The sequence below is a fragment of the Zhenhengia yiwuensis genome (assembly GCF_014384995.1).
Taxonomy (GTDB): Bacteria; Bacillota; Clostridia; order Lachnospirales; family Cellulosilyticaceae; genus Zhenhengia; species Zhenhengia yiwuensis.
This window is the reverse complement of sequence record NZ_JACRSY010000011.1, coordinates 33,045-51,111: the sequence shown is the minus strand read 5'-3', so window position 1 is coordinate 51,111 and position 18,067 is coordinate 33,045. Positions and strand designations below refer to the sequence as shown.

The window sequence follows — 18,067 nt, the reverse complement described above, 5'->3', positions numbered from 1 at the left end:
ATGGCTATGAAGCGTTCTAAAAGAATGCAAGTATTAGATGGTCGCCCTGTCAATCAAGATGGTTTCATTAATGAATGGCCGGAGAAAGGTTTTGTTGCAATGGCAAGTCCATATGATCCGGTAGCTTCTATAAAAATTAAGCATAATCAAGTTGTTGAATTAGATGGAAAGCCAAGAGAAGCCTTCGATTTTATAGACTATTTTATAGCAGATCATTACATAGACAAGAATATAGCCCCTAAAAGTATGCAGCTTGAAAGTGTAGAAATAGCAAGAATGCTTGTGGATATTCATGTATCAAGAGAAGAAATTATTGAAATAGCAAAAGGACTTACACCTAAGAAACTCACAGAGGTAATGGATGAGCTAAATGTAGTAGAAATGATGATGGCTATGCAAAAAATGCGAGCAAGGAGCCATCCTGCTAATCAGGCCCATATTACTAATGCTAAAGATAATCCTGTGTTAATCGCTGCAGATGCAGCTGAAGGAGCTTTAAGAGGTTTTAGGGAGGAAGAAACAACTGTAGGGATTGCAAGATATGCACCGTTTACAGCCATTGGTCTTCTGGTCGGCTCACAAGTAGGCGCAAAAGGTGTACTCACACAGTGTGCAGTAGAGGAAGCAGTAGAGTTAGAACTTGGTATGAGAGGATTAACTACTTATGCAGAAACTATTTCTGTTTATGGCACAGAAAAAGTGTTCATAGATGGAGATGATACACCATTTTCAAAGGCTTTCTTAGCATCAGCTTATGCATCACGTGGTCTTAAGATGAGATATACTTCTGGTACAGGCTCAGAAGTACTTATGGGTAATGCGGAACAGAAGTCTATGCTTTATCTAGAAACAAGGTGTTTGATGGTGACAAAAGGAGCTGGTGTACAAGGTATTCAGAATGGAGCAGTAAGCTGTGTTGGAATCACTTCATCGGTTCCATCAGGCGTAAGAGCAATCTTAGCAGAAAACCTTATTGCAGCAATCCTAGACTTAGAAGTTGCTTCAAGTAATGATCAGACCTTCTCTCACTCAGATATTAGAAGAACTGCAAGGATGCTTATGCAAATGCTACCAGGTACAGATTTTATTTTCTCGGGATACAGTGGTACTCCTAATAAGGATAATATGTTTGCAGGTTCTAACTTTGATGCAGAAGACTTTGATGACTATAATGTTCTTCAACGTGATCTAAAGGTAGATGGTGGCCTTAGACCTGTCAAAGAAGAAGATGTGATACAGGTAAGGAATAGAGCAGCAAAAGCTATGCAGGTAATTTTTAAAGAGCTTGGGTTTCCACCAGTAACAGATGAAGAAGTAGAAGCTATTACTTATGCACATTCAAGCGATGATGTTAGAGATAGAGATACAGTAGCAGATCTTGCTGCTATTGATGAGATGATGAAAAAGAAAGTAACAGGTGTGGAGATTATCAAAGCACTTCACAAGGGTGGCTTTAGTGATGTAGCGGAAAGTCTTCTTAATATGTTTAAACAGCGTATTACAGGAGATTACCTTCATACTGCAGCTATTTTGGATGAACAGTTTAAAGTCCAGAGTGCAGTGAATTTCCCTAATCAATATAAAGGGCCAGGAACAGGGTATAAGATGAGTAAAGAAAGATGGGAAGAAATTAAAAACATCCCTCATATCATCTCACCTGATGCACTGTAGGAGGTGAAGGCATGCAACTTACAGATCAGCAAATACAAAATGTGGTCAAAAAAGTCGTAGATGAAATGAATCAAAAAATGCAAGGAAGAAGTTCTGGTACGTGGCTGCAAGAAGGTAGTCAGGCGATAAAAGGGCATAACCCAAAAGAAGTAGGAATTGGTATAGGACCAGCTTTTGGAAAGAAGATTCATCATACAATAAACGGGTTAAATGTGATGGATGTATTAAAAGAAATCATGGCAGGTATAGAAGAGGAAGGTATGATTCCTAAAGTTGTGAGAGTTCTAAGAACTTCAGATGTGTGCTTTATGGGGAATGATACAGCTAAGCTCATGGGATCGGGAATTGCAATAGGCTTACAATCAAAGGGAACAGCTGTGATTCATCAAAAGGATCTTTATCCGCTTACAAATTTGGAACTTTTTCCACAAGCACCGCTACTTACTTTGGAATTGTACAGAATCATTGGTAAGAATGCAGCTAAATATGCAAAAGGCGAGAGAGTAATACCTATTGCTACTCAAAATGACCCAATGGTAAGGCCTAAATATCAAGTGAAGGCAGCACTCATGCATACAGTTGAGACCGAATTAGTAAGAGATCGTGCAGAGCCTATAGAAGTGTATGTTATTGAATCATAAGGAGGGATCTGCTTGGAGTTATATCCACTGATAGAAAAAAGACCTGAATTAATTAAAACCAAGACGGGTAAAAAATTAGAAGATATTACAATGGAACAAGTAATTAAAGGGGATATAGGTATTGAAGATCTTTCTATTTCAAAGGATACATTAATTTTGCAGGCAAAGGTAGCTTTAGATCAAGGAAAGGTACAGCAAGCTGAAAATTTTGTAAGAGCTTCTGAACTTATTGGTGTACCTGATGCAAAAATATTAGAAATCTATAATAGGCTAAGACCCTATAGATCCACCGAGGCGCAGCTTCAAACTATTATTAAAATGCTTCAAGAAGAGTATGATGCACCTTTATGTGCAGCTTTTGTAGAAGAGACCTTAGAGGTCTATAAAAAACGAAACATTCTTGCTAAGGAATAGGTAAGCTTATGAGAGTAGCAGGGGTTGATATTGGTAATTCTACAACGGAAGTATGTATTGCTACATTAGGGTTAAAGGAAGAACTTGTATTTGAAAGCAGTGCCTTAGTACCTACTACAGGTATGAAGGGGACCCTGCACAATATTAGAGGCATTAAGGAAGTTCTTCAAGAAGCGCTAAGAAAAATAAATAAAAATGTAAAAGACGTCGATTTGATTCTCTTAAATGAGGCTGCCCCTGTTATCGGGGATATGGCAATGGAGACAATCACACAGACTATCATTACAGAATCCACTATGATCGGACATAATCCCAATACACCAAGTGGAGAGGGTTTAGGAAAAGGTAAGACTGTTTTGCTTGAAGAACTGCAAGATACATATGAAGATGAGGACTACATTGTGATTATAGGGAGTCATATAGGTTATCAAGAAGCAGCAAAGTTGATTAATGCATCAAGACACTCTATAAAGGGTGCAATTGTCCAAAAAGATGAAGCAGTTCTTATTTATAATAGGCTTAAGTATCCTATACCTATAATAGATGAGGTAAAGTTTATTCATAAAATTCCTTTAGGTAACACCTGTGTTATAGAAGTAGCATCTGAAGGCGGTACAATTCAAACACTTTCAAATCCGTATGGCATTGCTAACCTTTTTAATCTTACACCTGAGGAAACAAGAAGGATCATTCCTATTGCAAAAAGTCTTATTGGCACCAGATCAGCTGTCGTTATTAGGAGTCCAAAAGGTCAGGTGGAAGAAAAAGAAATACCGGCTGGAACGCTTACAATCTACTTTGTAGATGGGACTAAACGTATGGTGGATGTAGATAGAGGTAGCGAAGAAATGATGCATGCAATAGATAGTGATCAAGAGATCTTAGATATGGCTGGCACTAAGGAAAGTAATATTGGTCATATGATTGAACATATGAAAGAGGAAATAGGAAAGTTATCTAAAAGTGCCAATGTTCATATTCAAGATGCTTTAGCTGTAGATGTTCTTGTACCTATGAGTGTAGAAGGTGCGCTAGCCGGAGAGATTAGTATGGAAAGAGCCGTTGCACTAGCTGCTATGGTTAAATCTAAAGGGCTTCCTATGCAGGAACTTGCTAAGACTTTAGAAGATGATATAGGAGTCACAACACAAGTTGCTGGAGTAGAAGGTGTTATGGCCTCTTTAGGAGCCCTTACTACGAAGGGAACTACCTTTCCATTAGTCATACTTGACTTAGGGGGAGGTTCTACAGACGCTGCCATTTTAGAAGAAACAGGTGAAGTCAAAGTCACTCACTTAGGTGGAGCAGGTAATTTTATTACAATGTTAATCAATACAGAATTAGGGCTGGAAAATCTATCTGTAGCAGAAGATATTAAGAGATATCCTCTTGCTAAGGTAGAAAGTCTCTTTCATATACGCCTTGAAACAGGTGAGGTCAAGTTTTTTGGTCAACCTCTATCACCTAAGATATTTGGAAAAGTTGTAATTTGTAAAGAAAAAGACTTTATCCCAATAGAAACAAAACATAGCTTAGAAAAAATAGTCACAATTAGGAAAGAAGCCAAAAGAAAAGTATTTATACAAAATGCTTTAAGAGCACTAAAAAGTGTGGCTAAAGGTAATGATTTGACTCAAATTCCAAACGTAGTACTAGTAGGCGGAAGTGCAATGGATTTTGAAATACCACAAATGCTTCTAGAGTATTTAACTCCCTATGGTATTGTAGTTGGTAAAGGTGAAATAAGAGGAGTAGAAGGACCAAGAAATGCTGTAGCAACAGGTTTGGTACTTTCGAAAGTAAAAGTCCTATGATAAAACCTACAATTGTTATAAAAATAGATAATCACTTAGACAATCAAATACTTATAGAAATTTTAGCCGGAATAGAAGAAGAGAGTGTGCTAGCTGAGGTAGTGACGGAAAAATCTTTTAAACCAGCTCATTTATTAGCACAGGAGGCAGCAGAAGCAAGTCAGCTTGAAGTGGGAATAGGAATTTGTAAAAGCCAGGCAGTGCTTACAACTCATAAATTAAGAGGTAAGGCCTTATTGCATACAAATACAGATTATAGAACACTAGGGCAGAATGCTGCCAGGTATGTAAAAGGAAATAGTTTTACTCAGATGATAGGAGGAGAGCTATGAAGGTTTATACCAAAACAGGAGATAATGGGGAGACCAGTCTTTTAGACGGTACAAGAGTACCTAAGGATCACCCCTATATTCAGGCATTGGGAACAATAGATGAACTAACAAGTCATCTAGGAAAGATTAAAAGTCAGATTAAAGAAGAGCAAGTTGTAGATGAACTCCATTATATCCAGAAAAGACTCATTATCGTTATGGGGATTGTCGCAGGCTACGATAAAGCTGAAGCAGAAAGTATAGAAATAGATATAGAAAATATAGAAAGAAGTATTGATGACTATGAATCGAAGTCTCATGAATTTCAAGGTTTTATATTACCAGGTAAAACGCCCCTTTCAGCAGATATAGATATTGCTAGAACAGTTGCAAGAAGAGCAGAGAGACTCCTTATTACTTGTAAAGGTGTTGAAGGCGTTGTAAAGCGCTATATCAATAGATTATCTGATTATCTTTTCATGTTAGCAAGATACATAGAGGAAAATCCAATATTAAATTTAGAAACATTGAACTTAGAGGTAGCCAATCAGGTAATAGAAATGGTTATAAAAAAAGCCAAAGAGAAGGGGATAAAAGTAGTAGTAGCCCTTGTTAAAGAAGGTGGAAGACCAATAAGTATGCAGGCTATGGATGAGGCTTTTGTTATTAGCTATGAACTAGCTATTAAAAAGGCATTTTCTGCAGTAGCCTTGCAGATGGGAACTCATGAAATCGCTGAACTTGTTAAACAAGGAGCCGATTTTGAGGGGCTTGTTAGCATGCTAGATGAAAAGATTATTACATTAGGTGGTGGCTATCCAATAAAAGTTAATGGAAAAGTAATAGGTGCAATAGGTGTAAGTGGTGGAAGTGCGAGACAAGATATAGAACTTGCCCAGTATGGAGCAGGATTATTTGGAAGAGGGTGAAGAAGTGAACGACGCACAACTAAAAGAAATTGTAGCCAATGTAGTGATGAAAATGAATGGGATAGCTCCAAGTTCTAACCATCACTTAGGGATTTTTGAGGATATGAATGAAGCAATTGCAGCGGCAAAAGTAGCACAAAAGAAGTTACGTCAAATGCCTCTAGAAACACGCGATCAGATTATTGATAAAATCCGTGAGAAAATCATGGCTAATAAAGAAATACTTGCTAGAATGGCTGTTGAAGAAACAGGCATGGGAAAAGTAGGACATAAAATTCTAAAACACGAACTTGTAGCTAAGAAGACACCAGGAACAGAATGTATCAAAATAGATGCTTGGAGCGGTGATCAAGGCCTAACACTTGTAGAAAGAGGACCTTATGGCGTAATTGGTGCTATTACACCATCTACAAATCCATCTGAAACTGTATTCTGCAATGGAATAGGTATGATTGCAGCAGGTAATACAGTCGTATTTAATCCTCATCCAGGTGCTACTAAAACAGCTAACTTTGCAGTAAACCTTATTAATGAGGCTGCAAAAGAAGTAGGAGAGTTTGAAAATCTTGCAGTAAGCATTCGTAAACCAACTTTAGAATCAGGAGACATTTTGTTTAAACATCCAGATATTGATTTACTTGTAGCAACAGGTGGTCCTGGTATAGTTAAAGTCATTTTACAAAGTGGTAAAAAAGGAATGGCAGCAGGCGCAGGCAATCCACCAGTACTTGTAGATGAAACAGCTAATATAAGAAAAGCGGCAGAAGATATTGTAAACGGTGCAAGTTTTGATAACAACCTTCCTTGTATTGCAGAGAAAGAAGTTATTGTAGTAGATGAAGTAGCAGATGAACTCATTTATTATATGTTATCTGAAAATGACTGCTATATGCTAAGAGGAGAAGAAATCAATCGTCTTGCAAATACAGTACTAATTGAAAAAAATGGTAAGTATATGCTTAATCGTGACTTCGTAGGAAGAGATGCATCAGTCATTTTAAAAGCAATTGGAATTGATGCACCAGAGCAAACAAAATGTATTATCTTTGAAGGATGTAAAGAAAATCTTCTGATTAAAGAAGAATTGATGATGCCGATCTTAGGCATTGTTAGAGTAAAAGATGTAGATGAAGGGATAGAGACAGCAGTCCTACTTGAAGGTGGTAATAGGCACTCAGCTCATATGCATTCTTCTAATGTCAACAACTTAACTAAATATGGCAAGGCGTTAGATACAGCTATTTTTGTAAAAAACGCACCGTCTTATGCAGGTATAGGATTTGGTGGTGAAGGTTTTACGACCTTTACAATTGCAAGTAAAACAGGAGAAGGATTAACGAATGCATTAAGCTTTACAAGAGCACGTAGATGCGTTATGTCTAATGCTTTATATATCAGATAGGGGGAGCATGATGGAAAAGTATACAATCAATAATATTGAAGAAATTGTTAAACAAGTTATGGCAAGTTTACAAAACAATGAAGTTCAAGTAGCTTCTTCAGTGGGTCATGGAAAATCAGGTAGGGTAGCTTACTTAGTAGAAAAACAAAAAATTGAAGTAAAGACTTTTGATATTCCAGAAATTACAGATGATGAAGTGCTTGTTAAGATTGAAGGATGTGGTGTATGCGGAACAGATGTTCATGAATACAAAAACGATCCATTTGGACTTATTCCAGTTGTGCTTGGCCATGAAGGAACAGGGGAAATTATTAAAATCGGTAAAAATGTTACAAAAGATATGGTTGGCAAGCCACTTCGTGTAGGAGATAAAGTTGTAACTTCTGTAACACTTGCAGGTAGTGATGAGTTTACAACACTTAAACCAGAACGCGCTAACTTAAGTAGCAAAGCAGAAGTATATGGTCTTCTTCCAGATGATGAATACCGTTTCAATGGATGGTTTGGCGATTATATTATTCTTCGTAAAAATTCTTCTATTTTTAATGTAAGTGATATGGGGCTCGATGAGCGTATTCTTATTGAGCCAGCTGCTGTTGCAGTTCATGCAGTAGAAAGAGCAAAAACAACTCAACTACTTCGTTTTGATAGTAAAGTACTCATTCAAGGGTGTGGACCAATTGGACTTTTAGTACTTACTGTATTAAGAACAATGGGCATTCAAAACATTATTGCAATAGATGGGGATGACCAAAGACTTGGTTATGCTAAGGACTTAGGAGCAGATTATACTTTTAATTTTAAAAACTATAAGGATTTTGAAACCATGTGTGACGCAGTACACGAAGTAACAGATGGTGGAGTAGATTTTGCTTTCCAATGTACAGGAGTACCAAGTGCAGCAGGAAATATTTATAAATTCATCCGCAGAGGTGGTGGCCTTTGTGAAGTTGGATTCTTTGTAGATAATGGAAATGCTACTATTAATCCTCATTGGGATTTCTGCCAAAAAGAAATTACAGTAGTAGGGTCATGGACTTATACATTTAAAGACTATGTAACGACACTTGACTTCCTAAGAAGAGCAAAAGGAATTGGTCTTCCAGTAGAAAAGCTGATCACACATAAATTTAGCTTAGATGAGCTTAATGAAGCCATGGAAGTGAATATGAAGTTACAAGGTATTAAAGTAGCTTATGTCAATAGGTAGGAGGCCATATGGGAAAGGCAGTAGGGTTAATTGAAATTTATGGTTTAGCCACGGCGCTCTATGCTATTGATGCAGCTTGTAAAGCAGCAGATGTAACGGTAGAGTACATTGATAAGAATAAACCTGCTAATGCAGAGAGTTTAGAAGTGCCACTACTTATTATGGTAAAGTTAAGAGGAAATGTAGCAGATGTCACAGCAGGTATTGATGCAGCCAAAAGAGCAAGTGAAGAACTTGCAGGCTATGTAGTAGCACGTGTTATTGCAAGCCCGGATGAAGGCTTAGAAAAGATGCTAGCAATTAATTGTTTATAAAAGTAACCATACTAAATAAAAGAATATAGGAGGAATGTATGATGAAACAAGAAGCATTAGGAATGGTAGAAACAAGAGGCTTAGTAGCAGCAATCGAGGCGGCAGACGCAATGGTGAAAGCAGCAGATGTAACATTAATTGGAACAGAAAAAATTGGTTCAGGTCTTATTACAGTTATGGTACAAGGTGATGTAGGTGCTGTAAAAGCTGCAACAGAAGTTGGCGCAGATGCGGCGGGGAGACTTGGAGAATTAGTAGCAGTACATGTTATTCCAAGGCCACATGGGGATATTGCAAGTATTTTACCAATACAAAAATAAGGCATAAAAGAGAGTGATAGGATGAAAGCAATCGGCATTTTAGAAGTAGCATCCAATGTGGCCTCTATAGTTGCGTTAGATGCTATGGCGAAGGCGTCTGATGTAACATTGGTAACAACAGAAAAAGCACTAGGAGGAAGGCTTGTAAGCATTGTAGTGCAAGGAAGTGTTGCGGATGTAAAGGAAGCTATTGAGTATGGTAAAGTAGCAACTGAGAAAGTGGGTAAAGTAGCGGCAGTTGCAATCATTAATAACCCTCATGAAGAAGTACAAAAAGTACTTTTACATAGTGCAAGAAAACTGAGAGTGTAGGTGAAAAAAGTGGCAGAAGAAAAATCACCAAAAACTAAAAAGAAAAGTATTCAGGTAACAGAGGATACTGGGGATAGTTTAGAAACAGTTAAAGTAGTAGAAGAAAATAGGCCAGAAGTGGCTAAAGTGAGAGAGGAGAAAAAGATTATGGGTAGTCAGGCATTAGGAATGATTGAAACAAGAGGTTTAGTAGCAATTACAGAGGCAGCAGATGCTATGCTTAAAGCAGCAGATGTAACATTAGTTGGAACAGAAAAAATTGGTTCAGGTCTTGTAACAGTTATGGTAAGGGGAGACGTAGGTGCGGTTAAAGCTGCAGTAGAAGCAGGCGCAGCAGTAGCAGGTAGACTTGGTGAAGTTGTTGCAACACATGTTATTCCAAGACCACATGAAGACATTGAAAAAATTCTTCCTAAATTTTAATTTATAAAGTACAAACGAATTCCTAGAAGTGGCAGGCAGAAATCATTTCTCCTGCCTTTTACTTCATAAACAATTAGAAAACTGCAAATTTCAAGGAGGTAGCAAGGTTGGAGCATTGTAATATAGAACAAATCATTACAGTACCGATTGGAGTCTCTGCAAGACATCTGCATTTATCAAAGGAACATCTAGAAATTTTATTTGGAGAAGGTGCTACGCTTCATCCTAAAAAAGAACTGATGGGCGGACAATATGCAGCTGAAGAGAGGGTAACACTTGTAGGAACCAATCTAAGAGTAATTGAAAATGTACGTGTGTTAGGGCCTATTAGAAAAGAGACTCAGGTGGAACTTGCAAAGACAGATGCAGTTAAATTAGGTATTGCACCACCTATTCGTGAATCAGGTAATATTAAGGGGTCTGCACCTATTACTCTTGTAGGACCGAAGGGTGCTGTTCATCTAAGTGAAGGGTGTATTATAGCAAAACGTCATATTCATATGAATGCAGAAGATGCCAAAGCCTTTGGTCTTTATAATAATCAGGTGATTAGCGTACGTATTGGTGAAGAGCGTGAGGGGATCTTAAATCATGTACAAATTAGAGTAGATCCTAGTTTCACACTAGAAATGCATATTGATACAGATGAAGCCAATGCTTTAGGTGTAACTTGTAAAAGTGCAGCATATATTATGAGCTAAATATAAAGGGGTGAGCGAGAATGATTATTGGTAAGGTAGTAGGGAGTATCGTTTCTACAAGAAAGCATGAAGCGCTAGTAGGAAATAAATTTTTAATTGTAGAATCCTTACAGAAGACAGCAGAGGGAAAAAATACAATTGTAGCCATAGATGTGGTGGGTGCAGGAGTAGGGGAGACTGTACTTGTTGTAACAGGCACTAGTGCAAGGTATGCAACAAGTCATGACCGCGCCCCAGTAGATGCAGCTATTGTAGGTATTGTAGATGAAGGCAGTAATTTTATATTAGATAGATTGTAAAGGAGGTGGGTATATGAACTATGAAGTATTAAAAGAGCAGATTGCAAAGGCAGGAATTGTAGGAGCTGGAGGAGCTGGTTTTCCTACACAATTCAAGTTAGCTAAAGGGATGGATTATTTGATTATTAATGGTGCAGAATGTGAGCCATTACTTTATACAGATTACCAGATTCTTACACACTTTGGGAAAGAGCTTATTGATACTTTACATGAGCTACTAGAAATTTGTGAGATTAAACAAGGTATTATTGGTATTAAGAAAAAGTATAACGAGCTAATTAGTACACTTAGGGATTATACCCAGAGATATCCCGAAATACATATTCAAGCAGTGGATAATATTTATCCTGTTGGCGATGAGGTTACTTTAATTTATGAATGTACAGGAAGAGTTATTCCACGAGGTGAATTACCAGTTAGCCAAAAAGTAGTAGAAATCAATGTAGAAACACTTCTGAATATAGAAAGGTGTTTAAGGAATGGTGAACCTGTGACCCATACCTATATGACGGTAGGAGGTGTAGTGCCAAATCCTAAGGTAGTTAAAGCACCTATTGGAATAAAGGTAAGAGAACTCCTTAAGCTTATAGGAATAGAAGATCTAGAAGATAAGAGTATTCTAGTAGGAGGTCCTATGATGGGGCAGTTTGGAGATTTAGATACACTTATCACAAAAACCACAAAGGGTATACTTATATTACCTCAAGATCATATACTTCATAAACTTAAAGGTAGTCCTGATATGAGTGCAGTTAAAAGAGCGATGTCTTCATGTTCACAGTGCCGTATGTGTACAGATTTATGCCCAAGAAATAGATTAGGACATAAAGTAGAACCTCATAAGGTGATGAATGCGATTGCTAATGGACTTACAACACATTATGAAGGGATAGAAACAGCACTAGGCTGTTGTGGATGTAACGTATGTTCTTATTTTGCTTGCCACCATGAACTTTCACCAAGTAAGTTTATGGCACTTATTAAAAAGGAGCTTTTGGCCCATGGTGAAAGAGGAATTAAAGATCTTAATCCTATACCTAAGAAGGAGATAGGTACAAAAGTGGTAGCAAGTAGATTAACGAGTAGAATAGGACTTAGTCAGTATGACCAAAAAGCCCAGTGGGATGAAATCACACTCATACCATCCAGAGTAACGATTTCAACTAGCCAGCATATAGGTAAAAAGGCAAAGGTACTGGTACAGGCTGGTGATCAAGTAGAAGTAGGTAGTTTAATTGCGCAAATGGATGAGGGAGGCATAAGTGCTAATATCCATGCAAGTGTTACAGGCAAGGTTCTTTGCGTTCAAGAAGATCAAATTATAATAGAAAGCTTAGATGATAAGGAGGGAAGATAGTAGGTGGATGAATATAAATCATTAGGGATTATGGAATATAGATCAGTAGCTATCGGTATGAAAGCGGCTGATAGTATGCTAAAGGCGGCTGATATACGGATGATGATGATGCAGGCAGTATGTCCAGGGAAATATCTTGTCATGTTTACAGGTAAGCTATCTTCTGTAGAAGCAGCAGTCAAAGTAGGTAGAATAGCACCTTTTGATGAAGTGCTTGTAGATTCTTATCTATTAGGCAATCCAGATCAAAGTTTATTCGCAGCTATTTATGGAACCTGTGATAAAGAAAATCTAGCTGCTATAGGTATTTTAGAAGGTTATGCTGTAGCTTCTATGGTAGGTGTAGCAGATGAAATTGTGAAAACGAGTCCTGTAAGGCTTATTGAGTTAAGGCTTGCAAGGGGGATGACAGGTAAATCTTATGCTATTTTTGCAGGAGAAATCGCCGCAGTAGAGGCCTCCATGAAAAAAGCAGAATCGATTCTTGTAGAAGAAGGGCTATTCTTACATAGTGCAGTTATTCCAAGTCCAGACCCGGTATTATGGGAAATGCTTTAAGGAGAGGAAATAAGGAAGGATGAAAATTCCTCCTTATTTTTATACAGCTATCTAATGAGTGCAAAATAATAAACTTTTTACATAAAAAAATACCCAGTATTTAGAAACTTATATTGGTATAATAAAACCAGTTTTAATAATAGAATTAACAAGGCTTTATTAAACTAGGAGGGTGCAATTAGCTATGAACATATTGGTGCAGATCTTATTCCATTAGCATCAATGCTTAGAATTCCAGTGGCTATGCACAGCGTGCCAGAAGAAAAAGTATTTCGTCCAAAAATTTTGGACAACTTTATAAAAAATGTTAAGGTGAGGGTGAATTTATGTTAAAGAAAATACCGCCAATTATTACGCCAGAACTTATGAAGATTATGATGGAAATGGGTCATGGAGATGAGATTGTATTTGCTGATGGGAATTTTCCTTCTGCAGCTTATGCAAAAAGGTTAGTAAGATGTGATGGTCATACTGTAACAGAACTTTTAGAAGCTATACTTCCTTTCTTTCCATTAGACACCTATGCGCAGCATTCTGTAGGCCTTATGTCTGTAGTGCCTGGAGACACTGTAGTCCCTACCATTTGGGATGAATATAAGCAAGTTATAGCCGCTTATGATGGTAAAGAAGCTAAAATTGAGTTTATTGAACGCTTTGATTTTTATGAAAGAGCCAAAAAAGCTTATGCTATTGTTTCAACAAGTGAGAGTGCTTTGTATGCTAATATTATCCTTAAAAAAGGAGTGGTTGTAGATTAATATAGGATTAATAAAAGAGGTGAAAACGAATTTTCTAGTTTTCACCTCTTTTATTATGTAGGAAATAACATGGTTTTAATGATGCCAATAAAGAGTTTTAATTAAGTTATTATTATATGAAAATAAAAATAATTTTGACCTATAAATAAAAATAATATATAATTATATACAATAAGTTAAAAATATATTGAATAAATTTATTTAATTTAACTAAGTGTACTAAAACGGAAACAAAGAGAGAATGAGTAGAAAGGTATGGGTGGAATTATGTATAAGATTGCACTTATAGACGATGAAGCCGTAGTTAGAGATGGAATGAAAGATCTTATTCCATGGGAAGAATTAGGACTTGAACTCATTGGGACAGCAGAGGATGGAGAAAAAGGCTTACTCCTCATACAAGAAATGTTACCGGACATCGTGTTATTAGATATTAATATGCCTAGGTTAAATGGGTTGGACTTAGCGCATATTTTAACCAAGAATTATCCATTAATTAAAATTATATTAATTAGTGGGTATGATGAATTCCACTATGCAAGACAAGCTTTAAGAATGGGTGTACAAGATTATATTTTAAAGCCTGTTACAAAGTCTGAAATGGTCAACCTCCTTTATGCAATAGTGGGGAAATTAGATGAAGAAAGAGAACAGATTCGAAAAGAAGCAGATGTACTCAATAAAATAGAACAATCTATACCACTTATTCAGCAAAAACTTTTAGAAGAACTTGTTTTCACTGAAATTGAAAGTAGTATGATTGCTAAAAAATGCATTAAAGCTAATATACCTTATAATAAAGCTTTTTATGGTATTTTTTTAATAGATGCAGATAATCAGATTGAAAACAAGGAACTCACCTATTTTGCAATACAAAACATTGTAAGTGAAATGGTGGTGAATAAAAAGTGGGGAATACTTTTTGAACTAGAAGAATGTAATGCAGTTCTCTATTTTACAGATGAAAAGGAAAACCCTAAAGATAAGTATGATGAGGCAATTCGGTATATTAAGTGTGCTATAACAGAATTAATAGGTATTACGGTAACTATAGGGGTAGGCATTTTAGTTAATCAAATAGAAGAAATTAGCACATCTTATCAAACGGCTTATTATGCGTTGCTGAGTAGGTTCTTTCAAGGAACTAATAAGATTATTGAGAACAGCAAGCCTTATGAAGTCACTAAGGTACACTTTGCACAGTGGGTACAGTGGGAGAGTGAAGTGATAAAGAGTATTGAACAAAAAGAGGCTTTCGAGCAGGTGATTAATAAAATAGCCAATGAAGTTAGAAAAAGAAAGATGGCTGTAAAAGATATAGAGGAACTTTGGGGGAATCTTGCATGTGCTTTATTTAAAAAGTTTATGGAAATTGATCCAAGTATTACAGAAATATTTTCTGAGGGTATTAATTTAACAGAAGAGATTAAAAACTTTAAGACATTATCCGATATGCAAATATGGATTAAGGGACTTTACGAACGATGTATGAATTATATTAATGATCAAGCTAAACCTAATAAAGTGCATATAAAAAATATTTTAGGATTTATAGAAGAAAACTATAATATGCCTGATTTATCTATGAAAATGGTATGTGATAGTGTACATATTAGTGCCAGTCATTTTAGTAATATCTTTAAAAGGGAAGTAGGAGTGACCTTTGTACAATATCTTACTGAGTATAGAATCGAAAAAGCAAAGAGGCTTTTAAAATATACACCACTTAGAACATATGAGATTTCAGAGGCAGTAGGATATGCAGATCCTCATTATTTTAGTAGTACTTTTAAAAAAGCAGTAGGGCAAAGTCCATCAGAATATAGAAAAATAAGTGGAGAACGAGAGAGAAAATGAAAAATAAAAAGTCTTATAGGTTACAGAGTAAACTGATGACCTATTTTTTTTCTTTAATTATGATTATTGTTATTATGCTAGATATATTTTTTATTTATAAAATGTCAGAAATAGTAGAAAAAGACACGCATGTGTATGCATATGAGATTGTTAAACAGCTTGGTAGAAATATAGAATCCTATATCGATCATATGCGAGAGGTTATGTGGATGATTTCAAGTCAAGATACGAGTTTAATTAACCAACTTAAGGAACCGCTTAATCAAAAAGCTGTACGAAAAAGTTATTTCCTTGAAGAGATGAGGAATAGAGGAAGTAGTAATGGCGTGGTAAGTATTAATATTTTTGGAGAAAATGGATTAGTTCTTACAGATAGTGCCTCAAATGCTATTAAAGACTATATCGATGTGAAACAAATGGAGTGGTATACAAAAGCAGTAGAGGCACAAGGAAAGCCTGTAATTTCAGCTTCTCATACGCAAAATTATCTTAAAAATGAGGGGAAATGGGTATTTTCTTTAAGTGCTGCCATTATGGAAGAAAATAAGATCCTAGGTATTGTACTGATTGATATGAGCTATAAAAATTTAACGGACATGTGTAATGATATCCAATTAGGGGAAAAGGGATATGTCTATATTGTAGGTCAGGGGCAAGAGATGATTTATCACCCTAAGCAGCAGCTTATTTATTCAGGAATTTTGCAAGAAGATTTAGCACGTGTTATGCAACAGGAAGAAGGTAGTTTTACAGAGGTTCTAGAGGATAAACGTCTTGTAACAGTACATAGCCTGAAGGAAGTAGGATGGCGAGTAGTTGGCGTATCCTATATTGGAGAGTTACTTGTATCAAAGCAAGAAATTATTATTCCGCTTATTATATTGACACTACTTGCCTTGGTTGTAGCTTTTCTTATTTCCAAACGCATTGTAAGTCAAACAGCAAAACCTATTAGAGAACTTACAGAGCATATGCAAGAAATAGAACTAGGTAAATTAGGTGTAGAGATAGATACACAAAGTGACACAGAAGAGATACAATGTCTTACCGCTTCTTTTAAAGAGATGGTATATAAGATTGAGGGGCTTATAGAACAAGTAGAAGATAATCAGAAGAAACTAAGGAAAAGCGAATTAAAGGTACTGCAATCTCAAATAAATCCTCATTTTTTATATAACTCTTTAGATACTATTATTTGGTTAGGAGAAAGAGAGGAATGTGAGAAAGTTGTACAGATGACAGCAGCACTTGCAAGGTACTTTAGATTAAGTTTAAGCAAAGGTAAAGAGGTTATTACTATTTATGAAGAAGTAGAACATGTTAAGCATTATCTACAGATTCAAAAAATACGTTATGCTAGTAAATTAACTTATACGATTGAAGTATCACCTGATATCTTTGATGAGATGATAGTAAAAATTGTGTTACAGCCATTGGTAGAAAATGCTCTCTATCACGGTATTAAGGATTTAGAAGAAGGGGGGTATATTAGAGTTTTGGGATTTAGAGAGGGAAATAATATTATTCTAGAAGTTTATGATAATGGAAAAGGCATGTCTCGTGAACAAATTAAAAATATCCTTAAAGCGCCAAGCTCTACATCTATTACAAAAGGTGGTGTAGCTATTAAGAATGTTCATGAACGCATACAGGTGTATTTTGGACAGGATTATGGACTAAGTTATGAAAGTGAATATGGTAAATGGACTAAGGTAAGGATTACAATACCGGTGATAGAAATAGGGGAATGGAATGAAAAAAATAGAACAAATTATTAAATGGTTTATAGTAGGTGTTAGTATAGGAATACTTATTTTTATAGGATATAGTAGCTATCAGTCTTCTAAAAAGCCAAATAAAATTGTGCTCGTCTCTAAATCTATACAGAGTGAGTATGTTTTTTGGGAGACCATCCGAATGGGAGCACAACTTGCAGCTAAAGAAGAAGAAATACCCTTTGAATATGTGGGGCCTTTAGAAGAAAAAGATGTTGATAAGCAGGTTGAAATTATGAATAGCAAAATAGAAGAAGGTGCAGATATTATATTGCTAGCAGCGGCAGATAAGGAAAGATTAGCACTTAGTGTGGAAAATGCTAAGAAAAAGGGGATTACTTTAGTGAGTGTAGACTCTAGTGTGGTAGGACAGACAGAGATTGTAGCTACAGATAATGTAGCTGCGGCACAAGAGTTGACCCATTATCTTTTAGAAAGTATTAACAATAAAGGTGAAGTTATCATGCTTAACTTTGTACAGGGGGCAAGTACAGCTAATGAAAGGGAACAAGGCTATGACTTAGTTATGGCTGGGCAGGCTAAGGTGAAGCAATTACCTACAGTTTATACAGAAGGGACTACTGAAAGTGCGTATAAGAAGGCAAAGGAGATTATAAAACAATACCCTAATCTTAAAGGAATTGTAGGAGCTAATCAATACATGACAGAGGGGATTTGTCTAGCAATTGAAGAGTTAGGATTAAGTAAGAAAATTAAAGTAGTAGGTTTTGATAGTTCAAATGTTATTATAGAAGCTTTAGAAAAAGGCATAATAGAGGCTATACTGGTGCAGAAACCTTTTAATATGGGATACCTAGGAGTAAAAGTTGCAGTTGATTTGTTTGATGGTAAAAAAGTAGAGCAAGACACAGACACGGGTTATAAACTGATTACAGCGGATACCCTTTATGATACAGAAAATCAAAAACTTTTATATCCTATTATTAGATAAAATTTATTGTGTTAAATTAACAATTTAAAATTAAAACAATTATTAATAA

General features: G+C 36.1%; 20 protein-coding genes. All 20 read left to right on the top strand.

Translation table 11 applies throughout. From position 1 onward, the window contains the following. Positions 1–6: 6 nt before the first annotated feature. Positions 7–1,671 (top strand): propanediol/glycerol family dehydratase large subunit, encoded by a 1,665-nt coding sequence (locus tag H8718_RS08415; RefSeq protein ID WP_177671584.1) that lies wholly within the window; start codon positions 7–9, stop codon positions 1,669–1,671. An 11-nt stretch (positions 1,672–1,682) separates the two neighbouring features. After that, positions 1,683–2,312, top strand: a complete 630-nt coding sequence (locus tag H8718_RS08410) for a propanediol/glycerol family dehydratase medium subunit (protein ID WP_249332562.1) — start codon at positions 1,683–1,685, stop codon at positions 2,310–2,312. Between the two features lie 12 nt (positions 2,313–2,324). Next, positions 2,325–2,726 carry a diol dehydratase small subunit gene (locus H8718_RS08405; protein ID WP_249332561.1) on the top strand — a complete coding sequence of 134 codons (402 nt, stop codon included), beginning with the start codon at positions 2,325–2,327 and terminating at the stop codon, positions 2,724–2,726. Positions 2,727–2,734: 8 nt separating this feature from the next. Then, positions 2,735–4,540, top strand: a complete 1,806-nt coding sequence (locus H8718_RS08400; RefSeq protein ID WP_249332560.1) for a diol dehydratase reactivase subunit alpha — start codon at positions 2,735–2,737, stop codon at positions 4,538–4,540. Continuing rightward, positions 4,537–4,872, top strand: coding sequence for a glycerol dehydratase reactivase beta/small subunit family protein (locus H8718_RS08395; RefSeq protein WP_177671581.1), 336 nt, complete (start codon positions 4,537–4,539; stop codon positions 4,870–4,872). Before H8718_RS08400 ends, H8718_RS08395 begins: the two co-directional genes overlap by 4 nt. After that, positions 4,869–5,780, top strand: coding sequence for a cob(I)yrinic acid a,c-diamide adenosyltransferase (locus H8718_RS08390; protein ID WP_177671580.1), 912 nt, complete (start codon positions 4,869–4,871; stop codon positions 5,778–5,780). Before H8718_RS08395 ends, H8718_RS08390 begins: the two co-directional genes overlap by 4 nt. Beyond that, on the top strand, positions 5,752–7,182 hold the full coding sequence (locus H8718_RS08385; RefSeq protein WP_334299080.1) for an aldehyde dehydrogenase family protein: 1,431 nt from the start codon (positions 5,752–5,754) through the stop codon (positions 7,180–7,182). The genes H8718_RS08390 and H8718_RS08385 overlap by 29 nt, the downstream gene beginning before the upstream one ends. Positions 7,183–7,192: 10 nt before the next feature. After that, entirely contained in the window at positions 7,193–8,392 is a 1,200-nt protein-coding gene (locus tag H8718_RS08380) for a zinc-dependent alcohol dehydrogenase (RefSeq protein WP_249332559.1), read from the top strand. 8 nt (positions 8,393–8,400) lie between these two features. Further along, positions 8,401–8,706, top strand: coding sequence for a BMC domain-containing protein (locus H8718_RS08375; protein WP_177671577.1), 306 nt, complete (start codon positions 8,401–8,403; stop codon positions 8,704–8,706). A 41-nt stretch (positions 8,707–8,747) separates the two neighbouring features. Continuing rightward, complete coding sequence (locus H8718_RS08370; protein WP_249332600.1) at positions 8,748–9,026, top strand: BMC domain-containing protein; 279 nt, start codon at positions 8,748–8,750, stop codon at positions 9,024–9,026. Between the two features lie 21 nt (positions 9,027–9,047). Then, the gene (locus tag H8718_RS08365) at positions 9,048–9,338 is read left to right on the top strand and encodes a BMC domain-containing protein (protein WP_177671576.1); all 291 of its coding nucleotides are present in this window, start codon (positions 9,048–9,050) and stop codon (positions 9,336–9,338) included. A 147-nt stretch (positions 9,339–9,485) separates the two neighbouring features. Next, complete coding sequence (locus tag H8718_RS08360) at positions 9,486–9,761, top strand: BMC domain-containing protein (protein WP_177671630.1); 276 nt, start codon at positions 9,486–9,488, stop codon at positions 9,759–9,761. Between the two features lie 107 nt (positions 9,762–9,868). Then, positions 9,869–10,462 carry a phosphate propanoyltransferase gene (gene pduL, locus H8718_RS08355; protein WP_177671575.1) on the top strand — a complete coding sequence of 198 codons (594 nt, stop codon included), beginning with the start codon at positions 9,869–9,871 and terminating at the stop codon, positions 10,460–10,462. Positions 10,463–10,482: 20 nt separating this feature from the next. Further along, positions 10,483–10,761: a EutN/CcmL family microcompartment protein gene (locus H8718_RS08350; protein WP_177671574.1), complete on the top strand. Its 279-nt coding sequence runs from the start codon at positions 10,483–10,485 to the stop codon at positions 10,759–10,761. A gap of 13 nt (positions 10,762–10,774) precedes the next feature. Next, positions 10,775–12,118, top strand: coding sequence for a 4Fe-4S dicluster domain-containing protein (locus tag H8718_RS08345; protein WP_177671573.1), 1,344 nt, complete (start codon positions 10,775–10,777; stop codon positions 12,116–12,118). A 3-nt stretch (positions 12,119–12,121) separates the two neighbouring features. Next, positions 12,122–12,676, top strand: coding sequence for a BMC domain-containing protein (locus tag H8718_RS08340; protein ID WP_249332558.1), 555 nt, complete (start codon positions 12,122–12,124; stop codon positions 12,674–12,676). A 326-nt stretch (positions 12,677–13,002) separates the two neighbouring features. Continuing rightward, on the top strand, positions 13,003–13,434 hold the full coding sequence (fucU, locus tag H8718_RS08335; protein WP_177671572.1) for an L-fucose mutarotase: 432 nt from the start codon (positions 13,003–13,005) through the stop codon (positions 13,432–13,434). Positions 13,435–13,701: 267 nt separating this feature from the next. Further along, the gene (locus H8718_RS08330; protein WP_249332557.1) at positions 13,702–15,291 is read left to right on the top strand and encodes a response regulator; all 1,590 of its coding nucleotides are present in this window, start codon (positions 13,702–13,704) and stop codon (positions 15,289–15,291) included. After that, complete coding sequence (locus tag H8718_RS08325; RefSeq protein WP_249332556.1) at positions 15,288–17,069, top strand: cache domain-containing sensor histidine kinase; 1,782 nt, start codon at positions 15,288–15,290, stop codon at positions 17,067–17,069. The genes H8718_RS08330 and H8718_RS08325 overlap by 4 nt, the downstream gene beginning before the upstream one ends. Continuing rightward, positions 17,044–18,018 (top strand): substrate-binding domain-containing protein, encoded by a 975-nt coding sequence (locus tag H8718_RS08320; protein WP_177671569.1) that lies wholly within the window; start codon positions 17,044–17,046, stop codon positions 18,016–18,018. Before H8718_RS08325 ends, H8718_RS08320 begins: the two co-directional genes overlap by 26 nt. The last annotated feature ends 49 nt before the right edge of the window (positions 18,019–18,067 follow it).